Source organism: Pseudomonas sp. VD-NE ins (genome assembly GCF_031882575.1).
Lineage (GTDB): Bacteria > Pseudomonadota > Gammaproteobacteria > Pseudomonadales > Pseudomonadaceae > Aquipseudomonas > Aquipseudomonas fluorescens_BZ.
In genome coordinates, this window is record NZ_CP134772.1 from 418,690 (window position 1) to 444,130 (window position 25,441).

22 protein-coding genes are annotated in these 25,441 nt (G+C 60.4%); 11 read left to right on the forward strand and 11 right to left on the reverse strand.

Translation table 11 applies throughout. The features are described from left to right. Positions 1–126: 126 nt before the first annotated feature. The 9 genes from RMV17_RS01810 to argS all read right to left on the reverse strand — a co-directional run bounded on the left by RMV17_RS01810 (position 127) and on the right by argS (position 10,567). Complete coding sequence (locus tag RMV17_RS01810) at positions 127–747, reverse strand: TetR/AcrR family transcriptional regulator (RefSeq protein WP_064388882.1); 621 nt, start codon at positions 745–747, stop codon at positions 127–129. Positions 748–777: 30 nt separating this feature from the next. Continuing rightward, positions 778–2,460: a class II poly(R)-hydroxyalkanoic acid synthase gene (gene phaC, locus RMV17_RS01815; protein WP_311885126.1), complete on the reverse strand. Its 1,683-nt coding sequence runs from the start codon at positions 2,458–2,460 to the stop codon at positions 778–780. 139 nt (positions 2,461–2,599) lie between these two features. Continuing rightward, on the reverse strand, positions 2,600–3,454 hold the full coding sequence (phaZ, locus tag RMV17_RS01820) for a poly(3-hydroxyalkanoate) depolymerase (protein ID WP_034152967.1): 855 nt from the start codon (positions 3,452–3,454) through the stop codon (positions 2,600–2,602). Positions 3,455–3,548: 94 nt separating this feature from the next. After that, positions 3,549–5,228: a class II poly(R)-hydroxyalkanoic acid synthase gene (gene phaC, locus RMV17_RS01825; RefSeq protein WP_034152966.1), complete on the reverse strand. Its 1,680-nt coding sequence runs from the start codon at positions 5,226–5,228 to the stop codon at positions 3,549–3,551. A gap of 258 nt (positions 5,229–5,486) precedes the next feature. Continuing rightward, positions 5,487–5,858, reverse strand: a complete 372-nt coding sequence (locus RMV17_RS01830; RefSeq protein ID WP_108224330.1) for a gamma-butyrobetaine hydroxylase-like domain-containing protein — start codon at positions 5,856–5,858, stop codon at positions 5,487–5,489. 83 nt (positions 5,859–5,941) lie between these two features. Further along, positions 5,942–7,279, reverse strand: coding sequence for an ATP-dependent protease ATPase subunit HslU (gene hslU / locus RMV17_RS01835; RefSeq protein WP_064388878.1), 1,338 nt, complete (start codon positions 7,277–7,279; stop codon positions 5,942–5,944). A gap of 55 nt (positions 7,280–7,334) precedes the next feature. Next, entirely contained in the window at positions 7,335–7,865 is a 531-nt protein-coding gene (gene hslV / locus RMV17_RS01840; protein WP_016984593.1) for an ATP-dependent protease subunit HslV, read from the reverse strand. Between the two features lie 247 nt (positions 7,866–8,112). After that, on the reverse strand, positions 8,113–8,829 hold the full coding sequence (locus tag RMV17_RS01845) for an SPOR domain-containing protein (RefSeq protein ID WP_007909385.1): 717 nt from the start codon (positions 8,827–8,829) through the stop codon (positions 8,113–8,115). Between the two features lies 1 nt (position 8,830). Next, on the reverse strand, positions 8,831–10,567 hold the full coding sequence (gene argS, locus RMV17_RS01850; RefSeq protein WP_311885136.1) for an arginine--tRNA ligase: 1,737 nt from the start codon (positions 10,565–10,567) through the stop codon (positions 8,831–8,833). On the opposite strand from argS, the gene RMV17_RS01855 reads away from it, so the two are divergent. Then, positions 10,566–10,688 (forward strand): hypothetical protein, encoded by a 123-nt coding sequence (locus RMV17_RS01855; RefSeq protein ID WP_016772057.1) that lies wholly within the window; start codon positions 10,566–10,568, stop codon positions 10,686–10,688. The genes argS and RMV17_RS01855 overlap by 2 nt on opposite strands. A 93-nt stretch (positions 10,689–10,781) precedes the next feature. On the opposite strand, the gene RMV17_RS01860 is transcribed toward RMV17_RS01855, so the two are convergent. After that, positions 10,782–13,001, reverse strand: a complete 2,220-nt coding sequence (locus RMV17_RS01860; protein ID WP_311885138.1) for a primosomal protein N' — start codon at positions 12,999–13,001, stop codon at positions 10,782–10,784. Positions 13,002–13,288: 287 nt separating this feature from the next. Here RMV17_RS01860 and rpmE point away from each other — a divergent pair, with 287 nt between their 5' ends. The 3 genes from rpmE to RMV17_RS01875 all read left to right on the forward strand — a co-directional run bounded on the left by rpmE (position 13,289) and on the right by RMV17_RS01875 (position 15,783). After that, complete coding sequence (gene rpmE, locus RMV17_RS01865) at positions 13,289–13,516, forward strand: 50S ribosomal protein L31 (protein WP_016984589.1); 228 nt, start codon at positions 13,289–13,291, stop codon at positions 13,514–13,516. A gap of 14 nt (positions 13,517–13,530) precedes the next feature. Continuing rightward, a complete protein-coding gene (locus RMV17_RS01870) occupies positions 13,531–14,331 on the forward strand; it encodes a thermonuclease family protein (RefSeq protein ID WP_311885142.1) in 801 nt (266 codons plus the stop codon). Positions 14,332–14,514: 183 nt separating this feature from the next. Beyond that, positions 14,515–15,783 carry a malic enzyme-like NAD(P)-binding protein gene (locus RMV17_RS01875; RefSeq protein ID WP_064117089.1) on the forward strand — a complete coding sequence of 423 codons (1,269 nt, stop codon included), beginning with the start codon at positions 14,515–14,517 and terminating at the stop codon, positions 15,781–15,783. A gap of 342 nt (positions 15,784–16,125) precedes the next feature. Here the strand turns inward: RMV17_RS01875 and RMV17_RS01880 are convergent, their stop codons facing one another. Beyond that, positions 16,126–18,570, reverse strand: a complete 2,445-nt coding sequence (locus RMV17_RS01880; RefSeq protein ID WP_409373124.1) for a penicillin-binding protein 1A — start codon at positions 18,568–18,570, stop codon at positions 16,126–16,128. Positions 18,571–18,788: 218 nt separating this feature from the next. Here RMV17_RS01880 and RMV17_RS01885 point away from each other — a divergent pair, with 218 nt between their 5' ends. The 7 genes from RMV17_RS01885 (at position 18,789) to aroB (ending at position 25,431) form a co-directional block, all read left to right on the forward strand. Next, positions 18,789–19,853, forward strand: a complete 1,065-nt coding sequence (locus RMV17_RS01885) for a pilus assembly protein PilM (protein ID WP_311885147.1) — start codon at positions 18,789–18,791, stop codon at positions 19,851–19,853. After that, entirely contained in the window at positions 19,853–20,419 is a 567-nt protein-coding gene (locus RMV17_RS01890) for a PilN domain-containing protein (RefSeq protein WP_034152958.1), read from the forward strand. Before RMV17_RS01885 ends, RMV17_RS01890 begins: the two co-directional genes overlap by 1 nt. Then, positions 20,416–21,039 (forward strand): type 4a pilus biogenesis protein PilO, encoded by a 624-nt coding sequence (gene pilO, locus RMV17_RS01895; RefSeq protein ID WP_016983853.1) that lies wholly within the window; start codon positions 20,416–20,418, stop codon positions 21,037–21,039. Before RMV17_RS01890 ends, pilO begins: the two co-directional genes overlap by 4 nt. After that, positions 21,036–21,563: a pilus assembly protein PilP gene (locus RMV17_RS01900; protein ID WP_034152956.1), complete on the forward strand. Its 528-nt coding sequence runs from the start codon at positions 21,036–21,038 to the stop codon at positions 21,561–21,563. Before pilO ends, RMV17_RS01900 begins: the two co-directional genes overlap by 4 nt. 13 nt (positions 21,564–21,576) lie before the next feature. After that, complete coding sequence (gene pilQ / locus RMV17_RS01905) at positions 21,577–23,655, forward strand: type IV pilus secretin PilQ (RefSeq protein WP_311885152.1); 2,079 nt, start codon at positions 21,577–21,579, stop codon at positions 23,653–23,655. Between the two features lie 4 nt (positions 23,656–23,659). Further along, complete coding sequence (gene aroK, locus RMV17_RS01910) at positions 23,660–24,178, forward strand: shikimate kinase AroK (RefSeq protein WP_025110261.1); 519 nt, start codon at positions 23,660–23,662, stop codon at positions 24,176–24,178. A 152-nt stretch (positions 24,179–24,330) separates the two neighbouring features. Next, positions 24,331–25,431, forward strand: a complete 1,101-nt coding sequence (gene aroB, locus RMV17_RS01915; RefSeq protein WP_034152954.1) for a 3-dehydroquinate synthase — start codon at positions 24,331–24,333, stop codon at positions 25,429–25,431. The last annotated feature ends 10 nt before the right edge of the window (positions 25,432–25,441 follow it).

The window sequence follows — 25,441 nt, forward strand, 5'->3', positions numbered from 1 at the left end:
CATCGACCTGAAAAACCGAGTCGATTATGGATTCAACAGAGAAATTTCAGGTCGGCGTAGCTCATCAGCATCCCCCAATCAGTCCCCTCTCCCTCCGGGAGAGGGCTAGGGTGAGGGGCTCTTGATTCACTCGTGATCTTCGAGGTATTGCAGGGCCATGCGTTCGGTGGCGACCTTAACCGGCGGCAGCAAATGCGGCGCCACCAGCATCATGATCTGATAAACCACCAGCCTCACTTCCCCCTCACGATCAAGAATCCGCTGATAATCCAGCGAAAACAGCAGCGTCATGGTGATCTGCTCCACCAGTTGCCCCAACGCCTGCGTATCACTGACCAACTGACCCCCAGCCTTCAACCGTGCCAACAGCGATGCCAGCGTACGCTTCAACGCATTGAGCAGATGACGAATGCCCTTGGCCAGCTTCGGCAACCGCCCGGCGAGGTTCGACAGGTCCTGAAACAGAAAGCGGTACTGCGCCAGCCGCTCGACGATCAAATGCAAAAACAGCCAGTAATCTTCCGGCGCCAGTTCCACATCCGCCGGCGGATCGAGCAGTGGCGCCAGTTCATTCTGGAAACGTTCGAACAACCCGAGAATCAGCGGTTCCTTGCCGTGGAAGTGGTAGTAAAGGTTGCCCGGGCTGATGCCCATTTCGTTGGCCACCTCCATGGTGGAGACGTTCGGCTCGCCCTTTTCGTTGAACAGTTGCAAAGCACATTCGAGAATCCGGTCGCGGGTTTTCATCCAGTCTTCTTAGAAAAGTTCGGTTAAGCGTCAGCGCACGCGCACGTAGGTACCGGGTGCGGCCTCCATCGGTGGATAGTTCGGGTTACCGAGGGTGAACGAGGTGTCGTGCTGGGCGCCGGAGCGCTGTTGAATCCATACCAGCCACTGCGGCCACCAACTGCCGTCAACGTGCTTGCCGTCGTAGTACCAGGCACGCGGGTCGCTGCTCATCTTGGCGTTCTCGACGTAGGCGGCTTTCGGGTTGCTCGGCGGGTTGAGGATGCTCTGCACATGGCCGCTGTTGGACAGCACGAAGCGCCGCTCGCCACCGAGTAGCAGGGTCGAGCGATACACCGCATCCCACGGCGTGATGTGGTCATTCATGCCGGCGACGCTGAAGCTGTCGACAGTGACTTTCTGCAGATCGATCGGCGTGCCGCAGACCTCCAGACCACCCGGATGGGTCAGCGGGTTGTGCTTGAAGAAGTCCAGCAGGTCACCGTGAAATGCCGCCGGCAGACGGGTGTTGTCGTTGTTCCAGTAGAGGATGTCGAAGGCCGGCGGCTCTTTGCCCAGCAGGTAATTGTTGACGAAGTAGCTCCAGATCAAATCGTTGGGGCGCATCCAGGCGAAGACCTTGGCCATGTCGCGACCGTCGAGCACGCCCTTTTGATACGAGCGGCGCTTGGCGGCTTCGAGGGTTTGTTCGTCGGCGAACAGCGTCGCCGAGGTTTCGATTTCACTGTCGAGCAGGCTGACCAGATAGGTTGCGCTGGAAACCCGCCGCAGTTGTCGTTTGGCCTGCAAATGCCCTTGCAGAGCGGCGATGGTCAGCCCGCCAGCGCAAGCGCCCATCAGATTGACCTCGCGGGCGCCGGTGATCGCGCGGCAGATGTTCATCGCTTCTTCCACCGCTTCGACGTAGGTCGACAGGCCCCATTCGCGATGGCGTACATCCGGGTTGCGCCAACTGATCATGAAGGTCTGCAAGCCGTTCTTCAGGGCGTACTGGACGAAGCTGTTGTGTGGGCTCAGGTCGAAAATGTAGTACTTGTTGATTTGCGGCGGCACCACCAACAGCGGCTTGGCGTACTGCTTTTCGCTCATCGGTCGGTACTGGATCAGCTCAAGCAGATCGTTGCGAAACACTACCGAGCCGGTGGTGGTGGCGACGGTCTTGCCGACCTCGAAAGCCTGTTTGCTCACCTGACGTGGCAGGCCGTCGTTGTGCAGCAAGTCATCGAACAAATGGCTGAGGCCGCGCACCAGGCTGTGCCCGCCGGAGTTGAACAGCTCCTTGACCGCCAGCGGATTGAGCAGGGTGTTGGACGGCGCCACGGCGTCGTTGAGCAAGGTGAAGGCGAAGTGCGCGCGGGCACGATCGTCATCGCTCATGTTGCTTTCGTCGATCCAGCTTTTGACCTGTTTTTGCCAGGCCAGATAGGCCTGCAGGCTGCGCCGGTAGAACGGATTGAGGCTCCACGCCGGATCAGTGAAACGGCTGTCGTTCGGATTGGTCGGGTGCAGGGTTTCGCCGAGCAGCACGCGGCCCAATTGACCGCCGAGTTTCAACGCGTGCTTCGCACTGTGAATCGGATTGCGCAGGCCATGGGCGGCGACGCTGCGCAAGGTCGAAATCAAATCCCGCCCACGCAGGCCGGTGATCGCACTTTGTGCATTGATAAACACGGCGGGGCTGGGCACCACGCCCGTCGCTGGTTTGTCGCGCATGACTCAACACTCCTTCGTCTTCAGGCCAAAAACAAACTCACCGAACCAGAACACCATAGACGCTGTTGCGGGTTGCTGCCTGCGCGGCGTCCTGCCGCGCACTCTTTGCCAAAGGCCTGCATAAAGCCTGCCGCCGGGGTTAACCGCCGAGCGGTGTCGGATGCGGGTGCATCACCGCCCGCTGACGTTCCTCCTGAAGGAATTTCATGATGATCGGCGCCACCGCTTCAGCACGGGTAATCAGGAACAAATGACCGTCGTCGATGATGTGCAGTTGGGCATTGGGAATGCGCCAGGCGAGCATGCGCATGTTGATCAGCGGGATCAGCGGATCGTCGTCACCGGCCAGCACCAGCGTCGGCTGATGGATCTTGTGCAGCCAGTGAATGCTGGTCCAGCCGAGGCCGGCGAACAGTTGCCAGTAATAACCGAGCTTGCCCGCTGAACGCACTTTTGCCGCGTGGCTGGCCGCCAGCGTCGGGTCGCGACGGAACGAGCCGCCGTATATCAGCGGCGCGATGCGGATCACATGGGACGGCTGGATGTAGCGCCGGGGACTGGCCATCATCCACAGCACTTTCGGTTTGCCCGGCACCATCACTGCACCGGCCGCGGTCGCCGCCAGCACCAGTTTCTTGCAGCGCTCGGGGTAGTCGTAGGCGAACTGCTGCGCGAGCGCACCGCCCCACGACACGCCGATGACGTTGACCTGACCGTAGTCGAGGTAATCGAGCATGCGCGAGGTCAGCTTGGCCAGCCCGGGAAAGCGATACGGCCGGTTCGGCGTCGAGGAACCGCCGACACCGGGCACGTCGAAAGCGATCACTTCCAGATCCGGGTCCAGCGCCGCGACAAACGGAAACACCAGCTCCAGGTTGGCGCCGATGCCGTTGAAAATCAGCAAGGGCGTCAAGTGAGGCTTGCCGGGGCGCACCGCCGTGCGGAGGGTCTGGCCATCCAGATCGACGGTACGGAATATGAACGGTTGCGGCATGCTTCAGGCCCTTCGGGTTAGAGTGGAGCAGCTACAAGCAGCAAGCTTCAAGCAGAACCTGCTCAGCTTGCGGCTCGTAACTTGTGGCTTGCCGCTATCTTTCATGAACATAAGTGCCCGGCGATGCTTCTCCGGCTGGGTACGCCTTGTTGCCCAGTTTCAGCGGGGCCTTTTTCAGGTTGCCCGAGCGCTCGGCCTGCCATGTCTGCCAGTACAGCCACCAGGAATCAGTGTGCTTGGTCGAATTCTCTTGCCATTCATCGGCATTCGCCGCCATCTCTTCGCTGGTCATGTAACGCGATTTCGGGTTGCCCGGCGGGTTCAGGATGCTCTGGATATGCCCGCTGCTCGACAGCACGAACTCAACCTTGCCGCCAAACAACTGCGCCGACTTGTAGCAGGACTTCCACGGCGTGATGTGGTCGTTGGTGCCAGCCAGCGAGAAAATGTCGGCGGTGACCTGCTTGAGGTCGATCGGCGTGCCGCACACTTCCAGTGCATTCGGGCGAATCAGTGGATTGTTTTTGAACATCTCGATCAGGTCACCGTGGAACGCCGCTGGCAACCGTGTGGTGTCGTTGTTCCAGAACAGGATGTCGAACACCGGCGGCTCGTTGCCGAGCAGGTAGTTGTTGACCCAGTAGTTCCAGATCAGATCGTTCGGGCGCATCCAGGCGAAGACCTTGGCCATGTCTTTGCCTTCGAGCACGCCGGCCTGATACGAGTGGCGCTTGGCGGTCTCCAGGGTCTGCTCATCGACGAATAGCGCGACGTCGCTGTCCAGCGTCGTGTCGAGCACGCTGACCAGCAGCGTGAGGGCATTGACCTTCTTCTCGCCGATCGCCGCGTAGTGGCCGAGCAGGGCGGTGCAGGTGATGCCGCCGGAGCAGGCGCCGAGCATGTTGACGTCTTTGCTGCCGGTGATCGCGGTGACCACGTCGACGGCCTCTTTCAGCGCGTCGATATAGGTCGACAGGCCCCACTCGCGCTGCGCCTTGGTCGGGTTGCGCCAGCTGACGATGAACGTCTGCACATTATTGCGCAGGCAGAAGCGCGCCAGACTCTTGTCCGGACTCAAGTCGAATACGTAGAACTTGTTGATCTGCGGCGGCACCACCAGCAAGGGACGCTCGTGGACTTGCTCGGTGATCGGCTTGTACTGGATCAGCTCCAGCACGTCGTTGCGAAACACCACCGCGCCTTCGGTCACGCCGAGGCTCTTGCCGACCTCGAACGCGCCCATGTTGACCTGGCTCGGCATGCCGCCGTTGTGCACCAGATCCTTGGCCAGATGCGAGAGACCGTCGAGCAGACTCTTGCCGCCGGTTTCGAAGAAGCGTTTCACGGCGGCCGGGTTGGCGGCAGTGTTGGTCGGGGCCATGGCTTCGGTCATCAGGTTGATGACGAAGTGGCCGCGCGCGATGTCCTTGGGTGACAGGCTGCTGTCATCGATCCAGGCATGGAGTTCCTTGCGCCACGCCAGGTAAGTTTGCAGATAACGTTTGTAGAGCGGGTTCTGGCTCCACGCAGGATCAGCGAAGCGACGGTCATCGCCTGCCGGTTGCAGTTCGGATTTGCCGAACAGCACGTTCTTCAGTTCGAGGCCGAAATGGGTGACGTGCCTGACGCTATGGATCGGTTGTTTGATGGCCTGTTTCAGCACCATGCGAGCAGAGGCCAGCAGATCCTTTCCGCGTAGCCCAACGACGGGATTAAGCCCCAGGGTGTTTTCCGAGGCTTGGTACTTCAGGTCATCGTTATTCTTGTTACTCATCTACGACGCTCCATTGTCCTGAGACGAGTACCCGGTTTTCTGCTGTGCAGTTCCACAGCCAATGCCAGGTACTACTGCTCGGGTGACCGTTAATTCTGCATAGCTGCTTTACAGTCGTAGAGCACTGCAGGGAACTTGCCAGCTCCATTGGTTACCCGAGTTTAATTTTTTTCGCAAGCAGGCCGATCCTCGGCCACACAGCAGAGCATTCAAACAGATGAATTTAGAAAATGCCCTCTAATGAGCGCAACGCTCGGGCTAGAGCATCAGCTTGACGATCGACTCACTCGGGTCCCGGGTTTTTCCGGCGGCTTTGAGCTCGGCCAGATAATCGGCCCAGAGTGCGTCATAACGTCGCCCCAGCTCGTAGAGATAATCCCAGGTGAACAAGCCGCTGTCGTGACCGTCGTCGAAGGTCAGTTTCAGTGCGTAGTGACCGGCCGGTTCCAGCTTGCTCAGGCCGACGTTGAGCTTGCCGAATTGCAGGATCGGTTTGCCGTGGCCCTGAACCTCGGCGGAGGGGGAATGCACGCGCAGAAATTCGGCGGGCAGGGTGTATTCCTCGCCGGACGCGTAGGTGAGCGTCAGGGTTTTCGAGGCTTTGTGCAGTTTGATGTCGGTGGGAATCATAAAAACAGCCCTGAGCGGCAAGCAACAAGCTGCAAGCTTAACTCAGCCCGCATCTTGTCGCTTGCAGCTCGGAGCTTGCCGCTCTACAGAATGTAGCGGGACAGGTCTTCGTTCTGCGCCAATTCGCCGAGGTGGCTGTTGACGTATTCGGCGTCGATCAGAATCGGCTTCTCATCGTGGGTGCTGGCCAGATCGCCGGCACTGAACGACACCTCTTCAAGCAGACGCTCAAGCAGGGTGTGCAGACGACGGGCACCGATGTTCTCGGTTTTCTCGTTGACCTGCCAGGCGATCTCCGCCAGACGCTTGATGCCTTCGGGCTGGAACTGGATGTTCAGGCCTTCGGTTTTCAGCAGCGCGCAATATTGCTCGGTGAGCGAAGCGTGCGGTTCGCTGAGGATGCGTTCGAAGTCCGACGGGCTCAGGGCTTTGAGTTCGACACGGATCGGCAGACGACCTTGCAGCTCAGGCACCAGATCGCTCGGCTTGCTCAGGTGGAACGCACCGGACGCGATAAACAGGATGTGGTCAGTCTTGACCATGCCCAGCTTGGTGTTGACGGTGCAGCCTTCGATCAGCGGCAGCAGGTCGCGCTGTACGCCTTCACGGGAGACATCGGCGCCGCCGACGTTACCGCGCTTGGCGACTTTGTCGATCTCGTCGATGAACACGATGCCGTGCTGTTCAACCGCTTCCAGCGCTTTCGCCTTCAGCTCTTCTTCATTGACGAGACGCCCGGCTTCTTCGTCGCGCACCAGTTTCAGCGCTTCTTTGACCTTGAGCTTGCGCGCCTTCTTCTTGCCCTTGCCCATGTTGGCGAACAGCGACTGCAACTGGTTGGTCATTTCTTCCATGCCGGGCGGCGTGGCGATTTCGATGCCGGCCACTTCGGCGACTTCGATCTCGATTTCCTTGTCATCCAGCTGACCTTCGCGCAGGCGCTTGCGGAACAGCTGACGAGTGTTGGAATCGCTGCTCGGCGCTTCTTCATTGCTGAAGCCCATGCGGGCCGGCGGCAGCAGTGCGTCGAGGATACGATCCTCGGCAGCATCTTCAGCGCGATGGCGAACGCGGGTCATTTCCTGCTCACGGAGCATCTTGATCGCGGCGTCGGCCAGATCACGGATGATCGATTCGACGTCACGGCCAACGTAGCCGACTTCGGTGAACTTGGTCGCTTCGACCTTGATGAACGGCGCGTTAGCCAGTTTCGCCAGACGACGGGCGATCTCGGTTTTACCGACACCGGTCGGGCCGATCATCAGGATGTTCTTCGGGGTCACTTCAACGCGCAGCTCTTCAGGCAGCTGCATGCGGCGCCAGCGGTTGCGCAGGGCAATCGCGACGGCGCGCTTGGCATCGTCCTGGCCGATGATATGGCGGTTGAGTTCGTGGACGATTTCGCGGGGAGTCATGGACATAGTAGTTGGCGGTCCTCAAGCACAAACAAGCCGTGGCACGGTGGCCAAGACAGGCTTATTCGGCGAGATCCTGCTCCTCAATGGTCTGAGTGTGGTTGGTGAATACACAGATGTCGCCGGCGATGCCAAGGGCGGTTTCGACGATTTCGCGGGCCGACAGGTCGGTCTTTTTCAACAGGGCGCTGGCCGCGGCTTGCGCGTAGCCGCCGCCGGAACCCATGGCGATCAGGCCATCTTCGGGTTCGACCACGTCACCGTTGCCGGTGATGATCAGCGAGGCGTCTTTGTTGGCGACCGCGAGCATGGCTTCGAGGCGGCTCAGGGAGCGGTCGGTGCGCCATTCTTTGGCGAGTTCGACAGCGGCGCGCACCAGGTGGCCCTGATGTTTTTCAAGCTGGCCTTCGAAACGTTCGAAGAGGGTAAAGGCGTCGGCGGTGGCACCGGCAAAACCGGCGATGACCTGGCCGTGGTACAGGCGACGGACTTTTTTCGCGTTGCCTTTCATCACGGTATTGCCGAGAGAAACCTGGCCGTCGCCGCCCATGACGACTTTGCCGTGACGGCGGACTGAAACGATGGTGGTCAAGGGAAGAGTCTCCACACAGCGGGGCGAAAGTGCCTTATGCCCATTCATATGGGGGTGCTGGAGAGGATTTCAACCGGGGAGGGTGCGGAGGGACGAACGGCGAGGACTGATCAGGCATATGTGGTGTTGCAAACATTGCCTTCGCGAGCAGGCTCGCTACCACAGGGAAAGCGCATATCCTGTGGGAGCGAGCTTGCTCCGGGCGGCGTTCCGACGAATGAACGATGACGCGGTACTACTGGTGGAATCAGCGGCTTTGGCGTTGTTGTAACAACAGGTTACTGAAGCCGGCGCCGGCCAGTTGTTTTTGCGCAGTAGTCAGCTGTTCGCGGTTGCTGAACGGGCCGACCAACACGCGATACCAGGTTTCATCCTTCACTGTGCCGGACTCAACCGCGACCGCCTGGCCGAGCAGAATGATCTGCGCGCGGACCTTGTCGGCATCGGTTTCCTTGCGGAACGAACCCGCCTGCAGGAAGAACTTGGTCACCGGCGCGGCTTTGCTCACTGGTGGCGCTGGCGGCGGGGTAATCCCGGCCAGCGCGGCCTGAGCGCGCGCGGTGTCGATCTTCGCCGCTTCCGCCGGTGTCACTGGCGTAGTCGGAATGGCCGGCACTTGTGGCGTCGGCAAGGTCTTCTCCGGCACCGCGTCCGGCGGCACGATCACTTCCGATTCCGGCAACAGGGTGTAGAAGTCGTACTTCGGCTTCACCGGTTGCGTCGGGCTCGGCGGGGTCTTGTTGGCCTCGGCGATCTTCGACGCTTTCTGTTGTTGCGCCTGTTCGACCTTCTCACGCTTGACCGTGTCGCTACCCTTGCCCGGCTCCAGCTTCATCAGAAACACGATGAATGCGCCGACCGTCAGGCCGATGGCCATCCACAGCCAACCCGGAATCGGTTGCTTCGCAGGAGCTTGGTAACGGCTGGCGCCACGCTTGGGTGCAGGTTTTTTCTTGGCAGCCAACTTACATACGCTCCAGAGTTTCCAGACCCAACAGCTCCAGGCCTTGCTTGAGGGTGCGACCGGTCAGCGCGGCCAGGCGCAGACGGCTCTGCATCTGGGCTGGCGTTTCGGCAGCGAGGATCGGGCAGTTCTCGTAGAAGCTGGAGAACAGACCGGCAACGTCGTACAGATAAGTGCAGAGAATGTGCGGCGTGCCTTTGTCGGACACGTTGTTCAGCACTTCGCCGAACTGCGCCAGTTTCGCCGCCAGCTCCAGTTCGTGTTCCGCCTCGAGAACGATCTGGCCATCGACTTCGCTGAAGTCCTTGCCCAGTTTGCGGAACACACCGGCCACACGGGTGTAGGCATACAGCAGGTACGGTGCGGTGTTGCCTTCGAAATTCAGCATCAGGTCGAAGTTGAAGCTGTAGTCGCTGGTGCGGTGCTTCGACAGGTCGGCGTATTTCACCGCGCCGATGCCGACGACTTTGGCGATGTTGCGCAGTTCGTCTTCGGCCAGTTCCGGGTTCTTTTCTTTGACCAGGTTGTAGGCACGTTCCTGCGCTTCGGTCAGCAGGTCGATCAGCTTCACGGTGCCGCCGTCACGGGTCTTGAACGGACGGCCGTCGGCGCCGTTCATGGTGCCGAAGCCCATGTGCTCCATTTCCATCGGATGGGTGACGAAGCCGGCCTTGCGCGCCACGGCGAACACTTGCTGGAAGTGCAGGGCCTGACGCTGGTCGACGAAGTACAGCGCGCGATCGGCTTTCAGCTTGCCACTGCGGTAGCGCACGGCGGCGAGGTCAGTGGTGGCGTACAGGTAGCCGCCGTCAGCCTTGACGATGATTACCGGCAGTGGATCGCCGTCGGCGTTCTTGAACTCGTCGAGGAACACGCACTGTGCGCCGTTGCTCTCGACCAGCATGCCGGCCGCTTTCAGGTCGTTGACCACATTGATCAGGTCGTCGTTGTAGGCGCTTTCGCCCATCACGTCGGCCATGGTCAGTTTGACGTTGAGCAGTTCGTAGATCTTCTGGCAGTGCGACAGCGAGATGTCCTTGAACTTGGTCCACAGCGCCAGGCACTCGGCGTCGCCGGCCTGCAGCTTGACCACCAGACCACGGGCGCGGTCGGCAAACTCTGCGGATTCGTCGAAACGCTGCTTGGCGGCGCGGTAGAAGTTCTCCAGGTCAGACAGCTCATCGCTGGTGATCGGGTTTTCTTGCAAGTAGGCCATCAGCATGCCGAACTGGGTGCCCCAGTCGCCGACGTGGTTCTGACGGATCACTTCGTCGCCAAGGAATTCGAGTACGCGGGCCACGCCGTCACCAATGATGGTCGAGCGCAAATGGCCGACGTGCATCTCCTTGGCCAGGTTCGGCGCCGACAGATCGACCACGGTGCGTTGCGCCGGACCGGCCTTGCGTACGCCAACATGGACGTCCGCCAGTGCAGCGTCGAGACGCGAGGCCAGCGCCTGGGTGTTCTGGAAGAAGTTGATGAAGCCCGGGCCAGCGATTTCGGCCTTGGTGACGTTCTCGTCGGCCGGCAGCGCGGCGATGATTTTTTCCGCCAGATCGCGCGGCTTCATGCCCGCAGGCTTGGCCAGCATCATCGCGATGTTGCTGGCGAAGTCGCCGTGGGTCTTGTCGCGGGCGTTCTCCACCTGGATCGCCGGCGACAGGCCTTCAGGCAACACACCTTCGTTGACGAGTTGGGTGAGGGCTTGTTGGATCAGCTGGCGAATGGTGTCTTTCATGGTCTTCTCTTTCGACCGCAAGCGCGGCGGGCGCATCGATGCGCGGGTGGAAAAACTGGGCATTATCCGTTGCGAAGACGGGCTTGCCAACCTTAGCAGGCAGGATGTGGATATGTGGTGACATTAAAAGCAAAAGATCACAGCCTGCGGCAGCTCCTACACGGGGATCCGGGTTTTCCTGTAGGAGCTGCCGAAGGCTGCGATCTTTTGATCTTCAATACAAATCGACGGGATCGACATCCAGGGACCAGCGCACCGCCCGCCCACTCGGCATTTGCTCCAGCACCAGCAACCAACTGGCCAGCAACCGATGCAGCGGCGCCCGCGCCGTCGCCTGCAACAACAACTGCGCGCGATAGCGCCCGGCGCGGCGTTCCATCGGTGCCGGCACTGGCCCGAGCAATTCGATGCCGGTCAAATTTTGCTCAGCCAGCAACCGTTCAGCCTCGCTGCACGCTTCATCGAGAAAACCTTCAGCTTGCCCCGGCTTGTGCGCTTCGGCACGCAGCAGCGCCAGGTGCGCAAACGGCGGCAGCCCGGCGGCCCGGCGCTCGCTCAAGGCTTGCTCGGCGAAGGCGAAATAACCTTGCTCGGTCAGTTGTACCAATAAAGGATGGTCGGCGAGGTGCGTCTGAATAATCACCTTGCCCGGCTCTTCCGCTCGCCCGGCGCGCCCGGCCACTTGAACGATCAACTGCGCCATGCGCTCGCTGGCGCGGAAGTCACCGGAGAACAGCCCGCCGTCGGCATCCAGAATCGACACCAGCGTCACCCGTGGAAAATGGTGACCCTTGGCCAACATCTGCGTGCCGACCAGAATGCACGGCTGGCCCTTCTGAATCGTCGCGAACAGCTGATTCATCGCGTCTTTGCGCGAAGTACTGTCACGGTCGACGCGCAGCACCGGATAGTCGGGAAACAGAATCGCCAGACGTTCTTCCGCGCGCTCGGTGCCGGCGCCCACCGGTCGCAAATCGACCTTGTTGCACTTCGGGCACTGGCGCGGCGTGCGCTCGACGTAGCCGCAGTGGTGGCAGCGCAGTTCACCGTAACGCTGGTGCACGGTCATCCGCGCATCGCAGCGCGAACATTCGGACATCCAGCCGCAATCGTGGCACAGCAACGTCGGCGCGAAACCGCGACGGTTGAGGAACACCAGCACCTGTTGGCCATTGGCGAGGGTCTGGCCGATGGCTTGTTGCATCGGCCCGGAAATCCCGCTGTCCAGCGGACGACTTTTTACATCGAGGCGTAGGAAACGTGGCTGCTTTGCGCCACCGGCACGCTCATTCAGGCGAAGGAGGCCGTAACGACCGGTGTAGGCGTTGTGCAGGCTTTCCAGCGATGGCGTGGCGGAACCGAGGACGATCGGAATGTTTTCCTGCCGCGCTCGCACCAGCGCCAGATCACGGGCGTGGTAGCGCAAACCTTCTTGCTGTTTATAAGAGCCGTCGTGTTCTTCATCGATGATGATCAGCCCGGGATTTTTCATCGGTGTGAACAGCGCCGAACGCGTGCCGATAATAATGTCGGCTTCGCCATCGCGTGCCGCGAGCCAAGCGTCCAGGCGCTCGCGGTCATTGACCGCCGAATGCAGCAGGGCGATGCGCGCATTGAAGCGCTGCTCGAAGCGCGCCAGGGTCTGCGGGCCGAGGTTGATTTCCGGGATCAGCACCAGCGCCTGTTTACCGGCCTCGAGGGTTTCGCGGATCAGTTGCAAATAGACTTCGGTCTTGCCGCTGCCGGTGACCCCGGCCAGCAGGAACGCATGATAGCTGTCGAACCCGGCGCGGATCGCCTCGTAGGCAGCGCGTTGCTCGGCGTTGAGCGGCAATTCCGGTTGCGCCAGCCAGTGTTCGTGACGCGCGCCCGGTGCGTGGCGGCGGATTTCCACCTGCACCAGATTTTTCGCCAGCAACAGATCGAGGCTGTCCTTGCTGAGCATCAGTTTGCTCAGCAACTGATGGGCGACGCCATGCGGGTGCTGGGCCAGCGTCGCGAGTGCTTCGCGCTGGCGCGGGGCGCGGGCGATGCGCGGATCATCAAGGCTGGCGCCGGGTGTGATCGACCAGAAACGCTCCTGCCGGGCCTCGGCCAGTTCGCCTTGGCGCAGCAGTACTGGCAGCGCCCAGCTCAAGGTGTCGCCGAGGCTGTGCTGATAATACTGCGACGTCCACAGGCACAGCTTGAACAGCGCTGGTGGCAGCGGCGCTGTGGCATCGAGCAGGGCCAGCGCCGGTTTGAGTTTCTCCACCGGCACTTCACTGGTGTCAGTGACCTCGACCAGAATCCCGATCATCTCGCGCCGACCGAACGGCACCCGCAGGCGCATGCCCGGCTGCAATTGTTCACGCAGCACGCCGGCCGGGGCTCGATAGTCGAACAGGCGGCGCAAGGGTGAAGGCAGGGCTAGGCGCAGAATGGCGTCGGGCACGCGGGGGGATCTCTATAAACGCAAAAGAAGGGTTGAGCGCAGATCAATTGTGGGAGCGAGCTTGCTCGCGAAGGCGGTGTATCAGGCGCTTAAAGACTGACTGACACAACGCATTCGCGAGCAAGATCGCTTCCACAGGGGAATGCGTTCAAGGCCGGGAGCCTAGCAGACGGTCGGTCTCGGTGACAGCTTGCGTGTTTGAAAAGGTCTGGTAGAATCCGTGGCCTAATTACGTGCGGTATTCAACAATAGTGTTGGGTGGCGGCACGCTAGCTGAGGAAGACACCATGAAAGCTGATATCCACCCGAATTACCCAGTCATCGCTGTTACCTGCAGCTGTGGCAACAAGTTCGAAACTCGTTCGACTTTCGGCAAAGCTCTGCCAATCGACGTTTGCAACGAATGCCACCCGTTCTACACCGGTAAGCAGAAGACTCTGGACACTGGCGGCCGCGTTCAGCGCTTCGCAGACCGTTTCGGTGCTTTCGGCAAGAAACCTGCTGCTGCAGAGTAAGGTTGAAGGGCCCGGTGGGCTTTTCCTCGTTGCTGAAAAAGGCGTCCCTCGCGGGCGCCTTTTTTGTGTCTGCGATTTGGCTAACCGGCGCGCAGGCCTTCTGCCCGGCGCCTGTGGGACTGGCCAGCGTCACGGTGCAGCGCGTGGTCGATGGCGACACGCTGCGCCTGAGCGATGGTCGCAGCGTACGGATGATCGGCCTCAACACGCCTGAGTTGGGCAAGCAGGGCCGCAGCGACGAACCGTTTGCAGTAGCGGCACGCAAACGCCTGCAAGCGCTGGTCGATGCCAGTGGCGGTCGCGTCGGTTTGCAGCCCGGCAAGCAAGCCAAAGATCATTACGGGCGTACGCTCGCACATATTTACAGCGCCAGCGGCGCCAATCTCGAAGCGCAAATGCTCGCCGATGGCCTGGGTTTCCAGGTCGCCGTTGCGCCGAATGTCGATCTTGTTGCCTGCCAGCAAGCCGCCGAACGCAGTGCGCGAAAGGCCGGGCTGGGCCTCTGGCGGCAGTCGCCTGTACTGAAAGCGGAGCAGATCCAGCGCTCGGGTTTCGCCGTGATCAGTGGGCGTGTGAGCAAGGTTCAGCGCAATCGTGGCGGAATCTGGATCGAGTTGCAGGATGCGCTTGTATTGCGCGTTGCACCCAATCTGGTCGGACAATTCGACAATGCTCGTTTGCAGGCCCTGAAAGGCAAGCAGATCGAGGCTCGCGGCTGGATCGTTGATCGTTCCCGGCGCGGTGGATTGCAATCCGGTCAGTCGCGCTGGCTACTTCCATTGACGGATCCTTCAATGTTGCAAACGCCGCGCTGAAGAAAAATTGTAGACATTTTTTCTGTCGATTGTGAACAGTCCAGCCCTTGTGCGCCGTGGCTCTTGGCCCAAAGTCGTAGGGCAGGGCGCTTGACAGGGGTGACCGCTCAGTCTTGTGGGGACTTTGCGAGGCGCGTATCCTCGCTGACCAGTCTGTCCAACAGTAAAAAGCGGAATGCCAAAATGTCTGATCTGAAAACTGCCGCTCTCGAATATCATGCCAATCCTCGTCCAGGGAAGCTGAGTGTCGAGCTCACCAAGGCCACTGCTACCGCTCGCGACTTGTCGCTGGCCTACAGCCCCGGCGTAGCTGAACCAGTGCGTGAGATCGCTCGCGATCCTGAACTGGCCTACAAATACACCGGCAAGGGCAACCTGGTTGCAGTCATTTCCGATGGCACCGCGATTCTCGGCCTGGGCAACCTCGGCCCATTGGCTTCCAAGCCAGTGATGGAAGGTAAAGGCGTACTGTTCAAGCGCTTCGCCGGCATCGACGTTTTCGACATCGAAGTCGACTCCGAAAGCCCGCAAGCCTTCATCGACACCGTAAAACGCATCTCCATCACCTTCGGTGGCATCAACCTGGAAGACATCAAGGCACCAGAGTGCTTTGAGATCGAGCGCGCTCTGATCGAGCAGTGCGACATTCCGGTATTCCACGATGACCAGCACGGCACCGCGATCGTGACCGCTGCGGGCATGATCAACGCCCTGGAAATCGCTGGCAAAACCCTGCCGGAAGCCAAGATTGTTTGCCTGGGCGCCGGCGCTGCCGCCATCTCCTGCATGAAATTGCTGGTGAGCATGGGCGCTCGCATCGAAAACATCTTCATGGTTGACCGTACCGGCGTGATCCACTCCGGCCGTGACGACCTGAACCAGTACAAAGCAGTATTCGCTCACGCCACTGACAAGCGCAGCCTGGCTGACGCACTGGCAGGCGCTGACGTGTTCGTCGGTCTGTCCGGCCCGAACCTGCTGAGCGCTGAAGGCCTGCTGTCGATGGCGGCCAACCCGATCGTGTTCGCCTGCTCGAACCCGGACCCGGAAATCTCCCCGGAGCTGGCGCACGCTACCCGTAGCGACGTGATCATGGCCACCGGCCGTTCGGACTACCCGAACCAGGTCAACAACGTACTGGGCTTCCCGTTCATCTTCCGTGGTGCCCTGGACGTTCGCGCCAAGCGCATCAACGAAGAGATGAAAGTGGCTGCCGCCAACGCCCTGCGTGAACTGGCCAAACTGCCTGTTCCACAGGACGTGTGCGATGCCTACGGCGGTGCTCCGCTGGAATTCGGCCGTGAGTACATCATTCCGAAGCCAATGGACAAGCGCCTGATCACCCTGATCTCCGACGCTGTGGCCAAAGCCGCGATCGAGACCGGTGTGGCGACCCTGCCGTATCCGAAGAACTACCCGCTGAAAAGCGTGGATGACGTGTTCAACGGCTAAGTCGTTGTAGCGCTTCAACCGAAAGCCCCGGCTCGTGAGAGTCGGGGCTTTTTTGTTTCTGGGAGTTCTCAGGATCGCATTTCATATCAACAAGGGCCCTCACCCTAACCCTCTCCCAGGGGGAGAGGGGACTGATTGGGGGATGTTCGGGAGTTACGCCGACCTGAACGTATTGTTTTGAATCCATAATCGACACAGCTCTCTCAGGTCGATGTAGAGCGCTAGACAACTCGGTCAGTCCCCTCTCCCTTTGGGAGAGGGCTAGGGTGAGGGGCTCTTGATCTTCAGGCAATAAAAAGCCCCGCACTTCAATCGAAGGCGGGGCTTTTCAGTGTCAGCGGATCAGAACAAATCGATCGGCGCCTGCTCATCCGCCGGCAACGGGCTGCCCGGCGCAGTGCCATTGCCCAGCTCATTCACCGACGGCGGCGTGTCTTCAGACTTGAACAGCTCGAAATACGCGCCTGGCGTGCTCGGCGTCGCCGCTCGGCCACTGACCGGGTCCACGCGCAGGCTCAGCAAACCTTCCGGCTCAGGCTGCACGTGCGGCGGCTTGTCCTTCAGTGCAGCCGACATGTAGTTCATCCAGATCGGCAGCGCCACAGTACCGCCGAATTCACGACGACCGAGGCTTTCCGGCTGGTCGAAGCCAGTCCACACCGTGGTCACGTAGTCGGCGTTGTAACCGGAGAACCACGCATCTTTCGATTCATTGGTGGTACCGGTTTTACCGGCGATATCGCTGCGGCCCATGGCCAGCGCGCGACGGCCGGTGCCGAGCTTGATCACGTCCTGCAACATGCTGTTGAGGATGTACGTGGTGCGGCCGTCGACAATTCGCTCGGCCACGGCTGGTGCCTGCGGCTCGGCCGCGCTGCCCGGCACTTCGCCCGCAACAGGTGTGGCGTTGACCGTAAACGAATCGGTGTGCGGCGCCGCGATACCGTCCGTCGCCGAACCACCCTGCGGCACGGTCGGCGGATTGGCGACGAACAGCGTGTCGCCATTACGGCTTTCGATCTTGTCGATGATGTACGGGGTGATCTTGTAACCGCCGTTGGCGAACGTACTCCAACCGGTCGCAATCTCCATCGGCGTCAGCGTTGCAGTGCCCAGCGCCAGCGACAGGTTGGGCGGCAGATCCTGCTTGTTGAAACCAAAGCGAGTGATGTAGTCGATGGTCTTGCCCACGCCCATGGCCTGCAGCAGGCGGATCGACACGAGGTTACGCGACTTGTACAGCGCTTCACGCAAGCGGATCGGGCCGAGGAAGGTGTTGGTGTCGTTCTTCGGGCGCCAGACCTTGTCCAGGTACTCGTCGACGAACACGATCGGCGCGTCGTTGACCAGCGTCGCAGCGGTGTAGCCGCTGTCCAGCGCGGCGCTGTAGACGAACGGTTTGAAGCTCGAGCCCGGCTGACGCTTGGCCTGCATCGCGCGGTTGTAGTTGCTCTGTTCGAAGGCAAAACCGCCGACCAGCGAGCGAATCGCACCGTTCTGCGGATCCAGCGACACCAGCGCACCCTGCGCTTGCGGGATCTGGCTGAATTTCAGCGAATTGTCTTTCTGGCGCTGCACGCGAACCAGGTCACCGACCGCCGCGACATCCGACGGCTGGCGCGGATTGGCGCCCATGCTGTTGGTGTTGAGGAACGGTCGTGCCCATTTCATGGTGTCCCAGGCGACGTGTTCTTCGCCGGTGCGGGTCAGCACTTGCAGACCGTTCTTGTCGACCTGAGTGACGATGGCCGGTTCGAGGCTGCTGATGGTGCGTTGTTTGGTCAGCTCACTGGCCCAGGCTTCGCGCGTCTTGCCTGGCAGGCGCGACTCGGGGCCGCGGTAGCCATGGCGCTGGTCGTAGGTCATCAAACCTTCGTGCAGCGCGGTATTGGCCATTTCCTGCAGGTTGCTCGGGACCGTGGTGGTGACGCGGAAACCTTCGGTGTAAGCGTCGCTGCCGTAGCGGCCGACCATTTCGGCACGGGCCATCTCGGCGATGTACGGCGCGTTCACTTCCGGGGTCGGCACGTGATAGCTGGCGTTCAGCGGTTCATTGATGGCGGCGGTGTAATCCGCTTCGCTGATCTTGCCAAGCTTGTACATGCGCCCAAGGATCCAGTCGCGGCGTTCTTTACTGCGCGCCGGGTTGGCCAGCGGGTTGAAGCGCGACGGGGCTTTCGGCAGGCCGGCGATCATCGCCATCTGCGCCAGGCTGACATCGCGGATCGATTTGCCGTAATACACCTGCGCCGCCGCTTCGATGCCATAGGCGCGGTTGCCCAGATAGATCTTGTTCACGTACAGCTCAAGGATTTCGTCCTTGGTCAGTTGCCGCTCGATCTGCAGTGCCAGAAGAATTTCAGTGGTTTTGCGCGAGAAGCTGCGTTCGCTGGTCAGGAAGAAGTTCTTCGCCACCTGCATGGTGATGGTGCTGCCGCCGGACTGAATGTGGCCGCTTTTGACCAGTTGGGTCGCGGCGCGCATCAGGCTGCTCGGATCGACGCCATAGTGGTTGGCGAAATTGTCGTCTTCAGCACTTAGTAACGCATTAATGAAATTGGGCGGAATGTCGGCGAAACGGATCGGTGTACGGCGCATTTCGCCAAACTCTGCGATCAACTTGTTATCGCTGGAGTAGACGCGCAACGGAATCTGCAACTGAATGCTTCGCAGAGCCTCCACAGACGGCAAACCCGGACTAAGGTAAAGAAACGCGCCGCTGAGACCTAAAAGCAGTCCGCAGAAAACGGCGACGATGGACCAACCGAAAAATTTCAGCAGACGAATCAAGGCTTTTGGACATCCAGTGCAAAGAATGAATTTGGCGACGGGGTTCCGGCTACACAGAACCATCCGCGCTTGCAGTAAAAAGCGGAAAAAAAACGCTGGGCATTATAAGCACTTTTCTGCTGGGGGCGTCATTTGCGCTTCTGTCAAGACGGGGTGAAGGAACGCAATGCGTATTACAGAGTCCGTAACTCACGGAAAGTCATAGGGAATTGGTAGTGCTGGGACTCTTCAATAAAAAGGCCAATACGTTACTGGGGATCGACATCAGTTCCACATCAGTGAAGCTGCTGGAACTGAGCCGTCAGGGTGATCGCTACCGGGTCGAGGCGTACGCGGTAGAGCCATTGCCTGTCAACGCCGTGGTCGAAAAGAACATCGCCGAGCTTGAAGGTGTCGGTCAGGCCGTGAGCCGCGTGCTGGTCAAGGCGCGCACCGGGCTCAAGAGCGTGGCGGTGGCAGTGGCCGGTTCCGCCGTGATCACCAAGATCATCGAGATGGACGCCGGGCTGTCCGACGACGAACTGGAAAACCAGCTCAAGATCGAAGCCGACCAATACATTCCCTATCCGCTGGACGAAGTTGCCATCGATTTCGAAGTCCAGGGCGTGTCGCCGCGCAACCCCGAGCGGGTCAGCGTGCTGCTGGCCGCCTGTCGCAAGGAAAACGTCGAAGTTCGCGAGGCGGCGCTGGCCCTCGCCGGGCTGACCGCGCGGGTAGTCGATGTCGAAGCCTACGCCCTGGAGCGCTCGTTCGGCTTGCTGGCAACACAACTGGCCGCCTCTCAGGAGCGCCTGACCGTCGCCGTGGTCGACATCGGCGCGACCATGACCACCCTCAGCGTCCTGCACAACGGCAAGATCATCTATACCCGCGAACAACTGTTCGGCGGTCGACAACTGACCGAGGAAATCCAGCGCCGCTATGGCCTGACCCTCGAGCAGGCCGGGCTGGCGAAAAAGCAGGGCGGCCTGCCCGATGATTACATCAGCGAGGTCTTGCAACCCTTTCGCGAGGCGCTGGTGCAGCAGGTGTCGCGCTCCTTGCAGTTCTTCTTCGCCTCCGGGCAATACAACGCGGTCGATCACATTCTGCTGGCCGGCGGCACGGCGTCGGTGCCCGGGCTGGACCGCTTGATCGAGCAACGCCTGAACACGCCAACGCAAGTGGCCAACCCCTTTGCCAACATGGCCTTGAGCAGCAAGGTCAACGCTGGGGCACTGGCCAGCGATGCGCCGGCTCTGATGATCGCCTGCGGGCTCGCGCTCAGGAGTTTCGACTGATGGCGCGGATCAACCTCCTGCCCTGGCGCGAAGAGCGTCGCGAAGAGCGGCGCAAACGCTTTCTGCTGGCCTTGATCGGCGTGGTGGTCGGCTCGGTGGGCGCGGTGCTGATTGCCGATCAGGTCATCAGCGCGGCCATCGAGCGGCAAGTGGCGCGCAACGACTACATCGGCAAGCAGATCGCCGTGGTCGACGAACGGATCAAACAGATCAGCGATCTCAAGGCGCGCCGCCAGCAACTGGTCGAACGCATGCGCATCATCCAGGACTTGCAGGGCAACCGGCAGATCAGCGGGCGGATCTTCGATCAACTGGCACGCACGCTGCCGGACGGGGTGTATTTCACCGACGTGAAGATGGTTGGCAAGACACTGTCGATCAGTGGCGCCGCAGAATCGAACAACCGGGTCTCCGAGCTGATGCGCAATCTGGATGCCTCCGACTGGTTCGACGCACCGAGCCTCAATGAGGTGAAAGCGACGACCGCAGGTCAAGTGGATCAGGCCAACACGTTTGAACTGACCGTGCGGCAGACCCAGCCACGCACCTTGGAGGACGAGCAATGAAGCCGTCCGAATGGCTGGAAAGTCTGCGCGACATCGATTTCAACGACCTCGATACCAGCAACATCGGCTCGTGGCCGGCGGCAGTGAAAGCCATCGCCGGGGCGCTGTTGATGGTGCTGGTATTGGCGCTCGGCTATAACTTTTTTATCAGTGATGTGGAGAGCCAGCTGGAGGCCAAACGCGAAGAAGAGGCCACGCTCAAGGAGCAGTTCGCCAGCAAGGCGCGGCTGTCAGCCAACCTTGAGCTGTACACCCAGCAAATGAAGGAGATGGAAAACACCTTCGGCGTGTTGTTGCGGCAATTGCCCAGTGACACCGAGGTGCCGGGCCTGCTCGAGGACATCACCCGTACTGGTCTGGGCAGTGGCCTGGAGTTCGAAGAGATCAAGCTGCTGCCGGAGGTCACTCAGCAGTTTTATATCGAACTGCCGATCCAGATCACCGTCACCGGCGCCTATCACGACCTTGCTACCTTCGTCAGTGGCGTGGCGGGGCTGCCGCGCATCGTTACCTTGCATGACTTCGAACTCGCTCCTGCCGATAAAGAGGGTGGGCCGAAGCTGCGCATGAGCATCCTTGCCAAGACCTACCGGTATAACGACAAGGGGCTGCAGAAATGAGCCCGATTCGTTGCATCGCGTTGTCGATGACGCTGCTCGCGTTGAATGGTTGTGGTGGCAGCGATGACTTCAGCGATCTTGATGCCTACATGAATGAAGTACGCCTGCGCCCGGCAGGCAAGATTGAACCAACCCCGACATTCCGGTCTTACCCGACATTCACTTACAGCGCGGCCAACCTGCGCAGTCCGTTCTCGCGCCAGGTGCGTGTCGATCTGGCCGGGCAGAAACATGGCTCGCGCAACGTCAAGCCCGACCCCAATCGGGTCAAGCAATACCTCGAAGGTTTCAACATCGAGCAGTTCGAGATGGTCGGCACGATTGCCAATGCTTCCGGCTCCTTCGCGCTGCTGCGCGGTGCTGGCGGCGTGCATCGATTGAAAGTCGGCGATTACCTGGGGCGCAACGACGGTCGCATCGTCGCCATCAGCGCCACCCAGGTCGATGTGGTCGAGATCGTTCCCGACGGCGAAGGCGCCTGGCTGGAGCGTCCGCGCACCATTCCTTTGAAAGAGCACTCATAGTGGAAGTCGAACAATGAACAGGATTTTCTCCACCCTCGGTTTTTCGCTATGGATAGCGCTGATGTCGCCGATGGTACTCGCGGCCAATCTGAAGACGCTGGACGTGGCGGCATTGCCGGGTGATCGCGTCGAGCTGAAGTTGTCGTTCGACGGCCCGCCGCCACAACCCAAGGGCTACACCACCGAATCGCCGGCACGGATTGCGCTGGACCTGCCCGGTGTCGCCAGTCAGTTGCCCAACAAGAACCTCGATCTGGGTAGTGGCAATGCGCGCACGGCCACGGTGGTTGAGGCCAAGGAGCGGACGCGGCTGATTGTCAGCCTGACGCAGCTCGCGCCTTACAGCACGCGGGTCGAGGGCAATAATCTGTTCGTAGTGGTCGGTCAGGGCGCACCGGCACCCGTGTCGCGTCCTGCTGCCGTTGCGCCGCGCGTTACCGCTAAAGCGCCTGCGCCCGCCAGGGCATTTGTGCCGAAAACCCGGGCGATTCGCGGTGTGGACTTCCAGCGCGGTACGGCAGGTGAAGGCAATGTCGTCATCGACCTGTCTGACCCGACCATCGCTCCGGATATCCAGGAGCATGACGGCAAGATCATCCTCAGCTTCGCCCGCACGCAATTGCCGGAAAAGCTGCGCGTACGCCTCGACGTCAAGGATTTCGCCACACCGGTGCAATTCGTCAATGCCGGAGTGAGCGCTGATCGCACGGTTATTACCGTTGAACCCAGTGGCACCTACGAGTACTCCACCTTCCAGACCGACAACAAACTGACCGTCAGCATCCGGCCGATGACCGTCGATGATCTGCAAAAGCGTAACGCAGATCGTCAGGCTTACGTCGGCGAAAAGCTCTCGCTGAATTTTCAGGACATTGATGTGCGCTCGGTGCTGCAACTGATCGCCGACTTCACCAACCTCAACCTGGTCGCCAGCGATACGGTGCAGGGTGGCATCACTTTGCGTCTGCAAAACGTGCCGTGGGATCAGGCGCTGGATCTGGTGTTGAAAACCAAAGGCCTGGATAAACGCAAGATCGGCAATGTGCTGCTGGTGGCGCCGGCCGATGAAATCGCTGCCCGCGAGCGCCAGGAACTGGAGTCGCAGAAGCAGATCGCCGAACTGGCGCCGTTGCGCCGCGAGCTGTTGCAGGTGAACTACGCCAAAGCCGCGGACATTGCCAAGCTGTTTCAGTCGGTGACCAGTGCCGAGGCGAAAATCGACGAACGCGGTTCGATTACAGTGGATGAGCGGACCAATAACATCATTGCCTATCAGACGCAGGATCGACTCGATGAGCTGCGGCGGATCGTGGCGCAACTGGATATTCCGGTGCGTCAGGTGATGATCGAAGCGCGAATTGTCGAAGCCAACGTCGATTACGACAAAAGCCTCGGCGTGCGCTGGGGCGGCTCGATCCAGAACAAGGGCAACTGGAACGCTTCCGGGGTCAACGGTTCATCGACGACCATCGGCACGCCGGGCAGCACCAGCACCAACTCGCCGTTCGTCGACATGGGCACAGTGGGCAATACCTCAGGGATCGGCATCGCTTTCATCACCGACAACGTGCTGCTCGATCTAGAGCTGACCGCGATGGAGAAGACCGGTAACGGCGAAATCGTCTCGCAGCCGAAGGTGGTCACCTCCGACAAGGAAACCGCAAAAATCCTCAAAGGCACCGAGATTCCGTATCAGGAAGCCAGTTCCAGTGGCGCGACGTCGGTGTCGTTCAAGGAGGCTTCGCTGTCGCTGGAAGTCACCCCGCAGATCACCCCCGACAACCGCATCATCATGGAGGTCAAAGTCACCAAGGACGAACCGGATTACCTGAACAAAGTGCAGGATGTGCCGCCGATCAAGAAAAACGAGGTCAACGCCAAGGTGCTGGTCAACGACGGCGAAACCATCGTGATTGGCGGTGTTTTCTCAAATACTCAAAGCAAGGTCGTAGATAAGGTGCCATTTCTTGGCGATGTGCCGTATCTTGGCCGCCTTTTCCGGCGTGATGTGGTTTCGGAGAAAAAATCCGAGCTGCTGGTATTTCTCACACCACGTATCATGAATAACCAGGCGATTGCTGTGAGTCGTTGATTCTGTGCGAAATTTGATTCTTGTAGGACCGATGGGCGCTGGCAAAAGCACCATCGGCCGGTTGCTGGCCAAAGAGCTGCGCCTGCCGTTCAAAGATTCCGACAAGGAAATTGAACTGCGCACGGGCGCCAATATCCCGTGGATCTTCGACAAGGAAGGCGAACCCGGCTTTCGTGACCGTGAGCAGGCGATGATTGCCGAGCTGTGTGCGTTCGATGGCGTGGTGTTGGCGACCGGCGGTGGCGCAGTCATGCGCGATGCCAATCGCAAGGCCCTGCATGAGGGTGGGCGAGTGGTGTATCTGCACGCCTCCGTCGAACAGCAGGTCGGGCGCACGGCTCGCGACCGCAATCGACCGTTGCTGCGCACTGCCAATCCGGAGAAAACCCTGCGCGACCTGCTGGCGATCCGCGATCCGCTCTATCGGGAAATCGCCGATCTGGTGGTGGAAACCGACGAACGGCCGCCACGCATGGTCGTGCTCGATATTCTCGATCGTCTGGCGCAGTTGCCTCCCCGTTAAAGCATCGCTCGAAATGCGCTATCCTCGGCGTCCTGTCACAGCCCGCCGAGGTTGTGGCGGATGGCGGGCGAGCGGCGTCATACCCGCTATAGGCCGCAGATAACCAATAATTCAGGGCAGGACGCCTGCTTCCATCTTCACTGTGGGGACACATGCAGACACTCAAGGTCGATCTAGGCGAGCGCAGCTACCCGATTCATATTGGCGAAGGTTTGTTGGATCAGTCCGAGTTGCTGGCACCGCATATCCATGGGCGGCAGGTGGCAATCATCTCCAACGAGACCGTTGCGCCGCTCTATCTCGAACGTCTGACTCGCAGCCTGGCGCAGTACTCGGTGATCTCCGTGGTGCTGCCGGACGGCGAAGCCTTCAAGAACTGGGAAACCCTGCAACTGATCTTCGACGGTCTGCTGACCGCCCGTCATGATCGCCGTACCACCGTGATCGCCCTCGGCGGCGGTGTGATCGGCGACATGGCCGGTTTCGCCGCTGCCTGCTACCAGCGCGGCGTCGACTTCATCCAGATTCCCACAACATTGCTGTCCCAGGTCGATTCGTCGGTGGGCGGCAAGACCGGCATCAATCACCCGCTGGGCAAGAACATGGTCGGCGCGTTCTATCAGCCGAACGTGGTGCTGATCGATACCGCGTCGCTGAAAACCCTGCCAGAGCGCGAGCTGTCCGCCGGTCTGGCCGAAGTCATCAAGTACGGGCTGATCTGCGACGAGCCGTTCCTGACCTGGCTCGAAGACAACGTCGACGCCCTGCGCGCACTGGACCAGAAGGCCCTGACTTACGCCATCGAGCGTTCCTGCGCAGCCAAGGCTGCGGTGGTCGGTGCCGATGAGAAGGAAACCGGTGTGCGCGCCACGCTCAACCTTGGCCACACCTTCGGCCACGCCATCGAGACCCACATGGGCTATGGTGTCTGGTTGCACGGGGAAGCGGTCGCGGCTGGCACGGTGATGGCGCTGGAGATGTCCGCGCGTCTGGGCTGGATCAGTGAGCAGGAGCGTGATCGCGGTATTCGTCTGTTCCAGCGCGCCGGCCTGCCGGTGGTGCCGCCGACGGAAATGACCGAAGCCGATTTTCTTCAACACATGGCAATCGACAAAAAAGTGATCGACGGTCGTCTGCGCCTGGTGCTGCTGCGCCGGATGGGCGAAGCGGTAGTGACCGACGATTATCCGAAAGAGGTTCTACAGGCCACGCTGGGAGCGGATTACCGCGCCCTGGCTCAGCTTAAAGGTTAATAAGATTCCG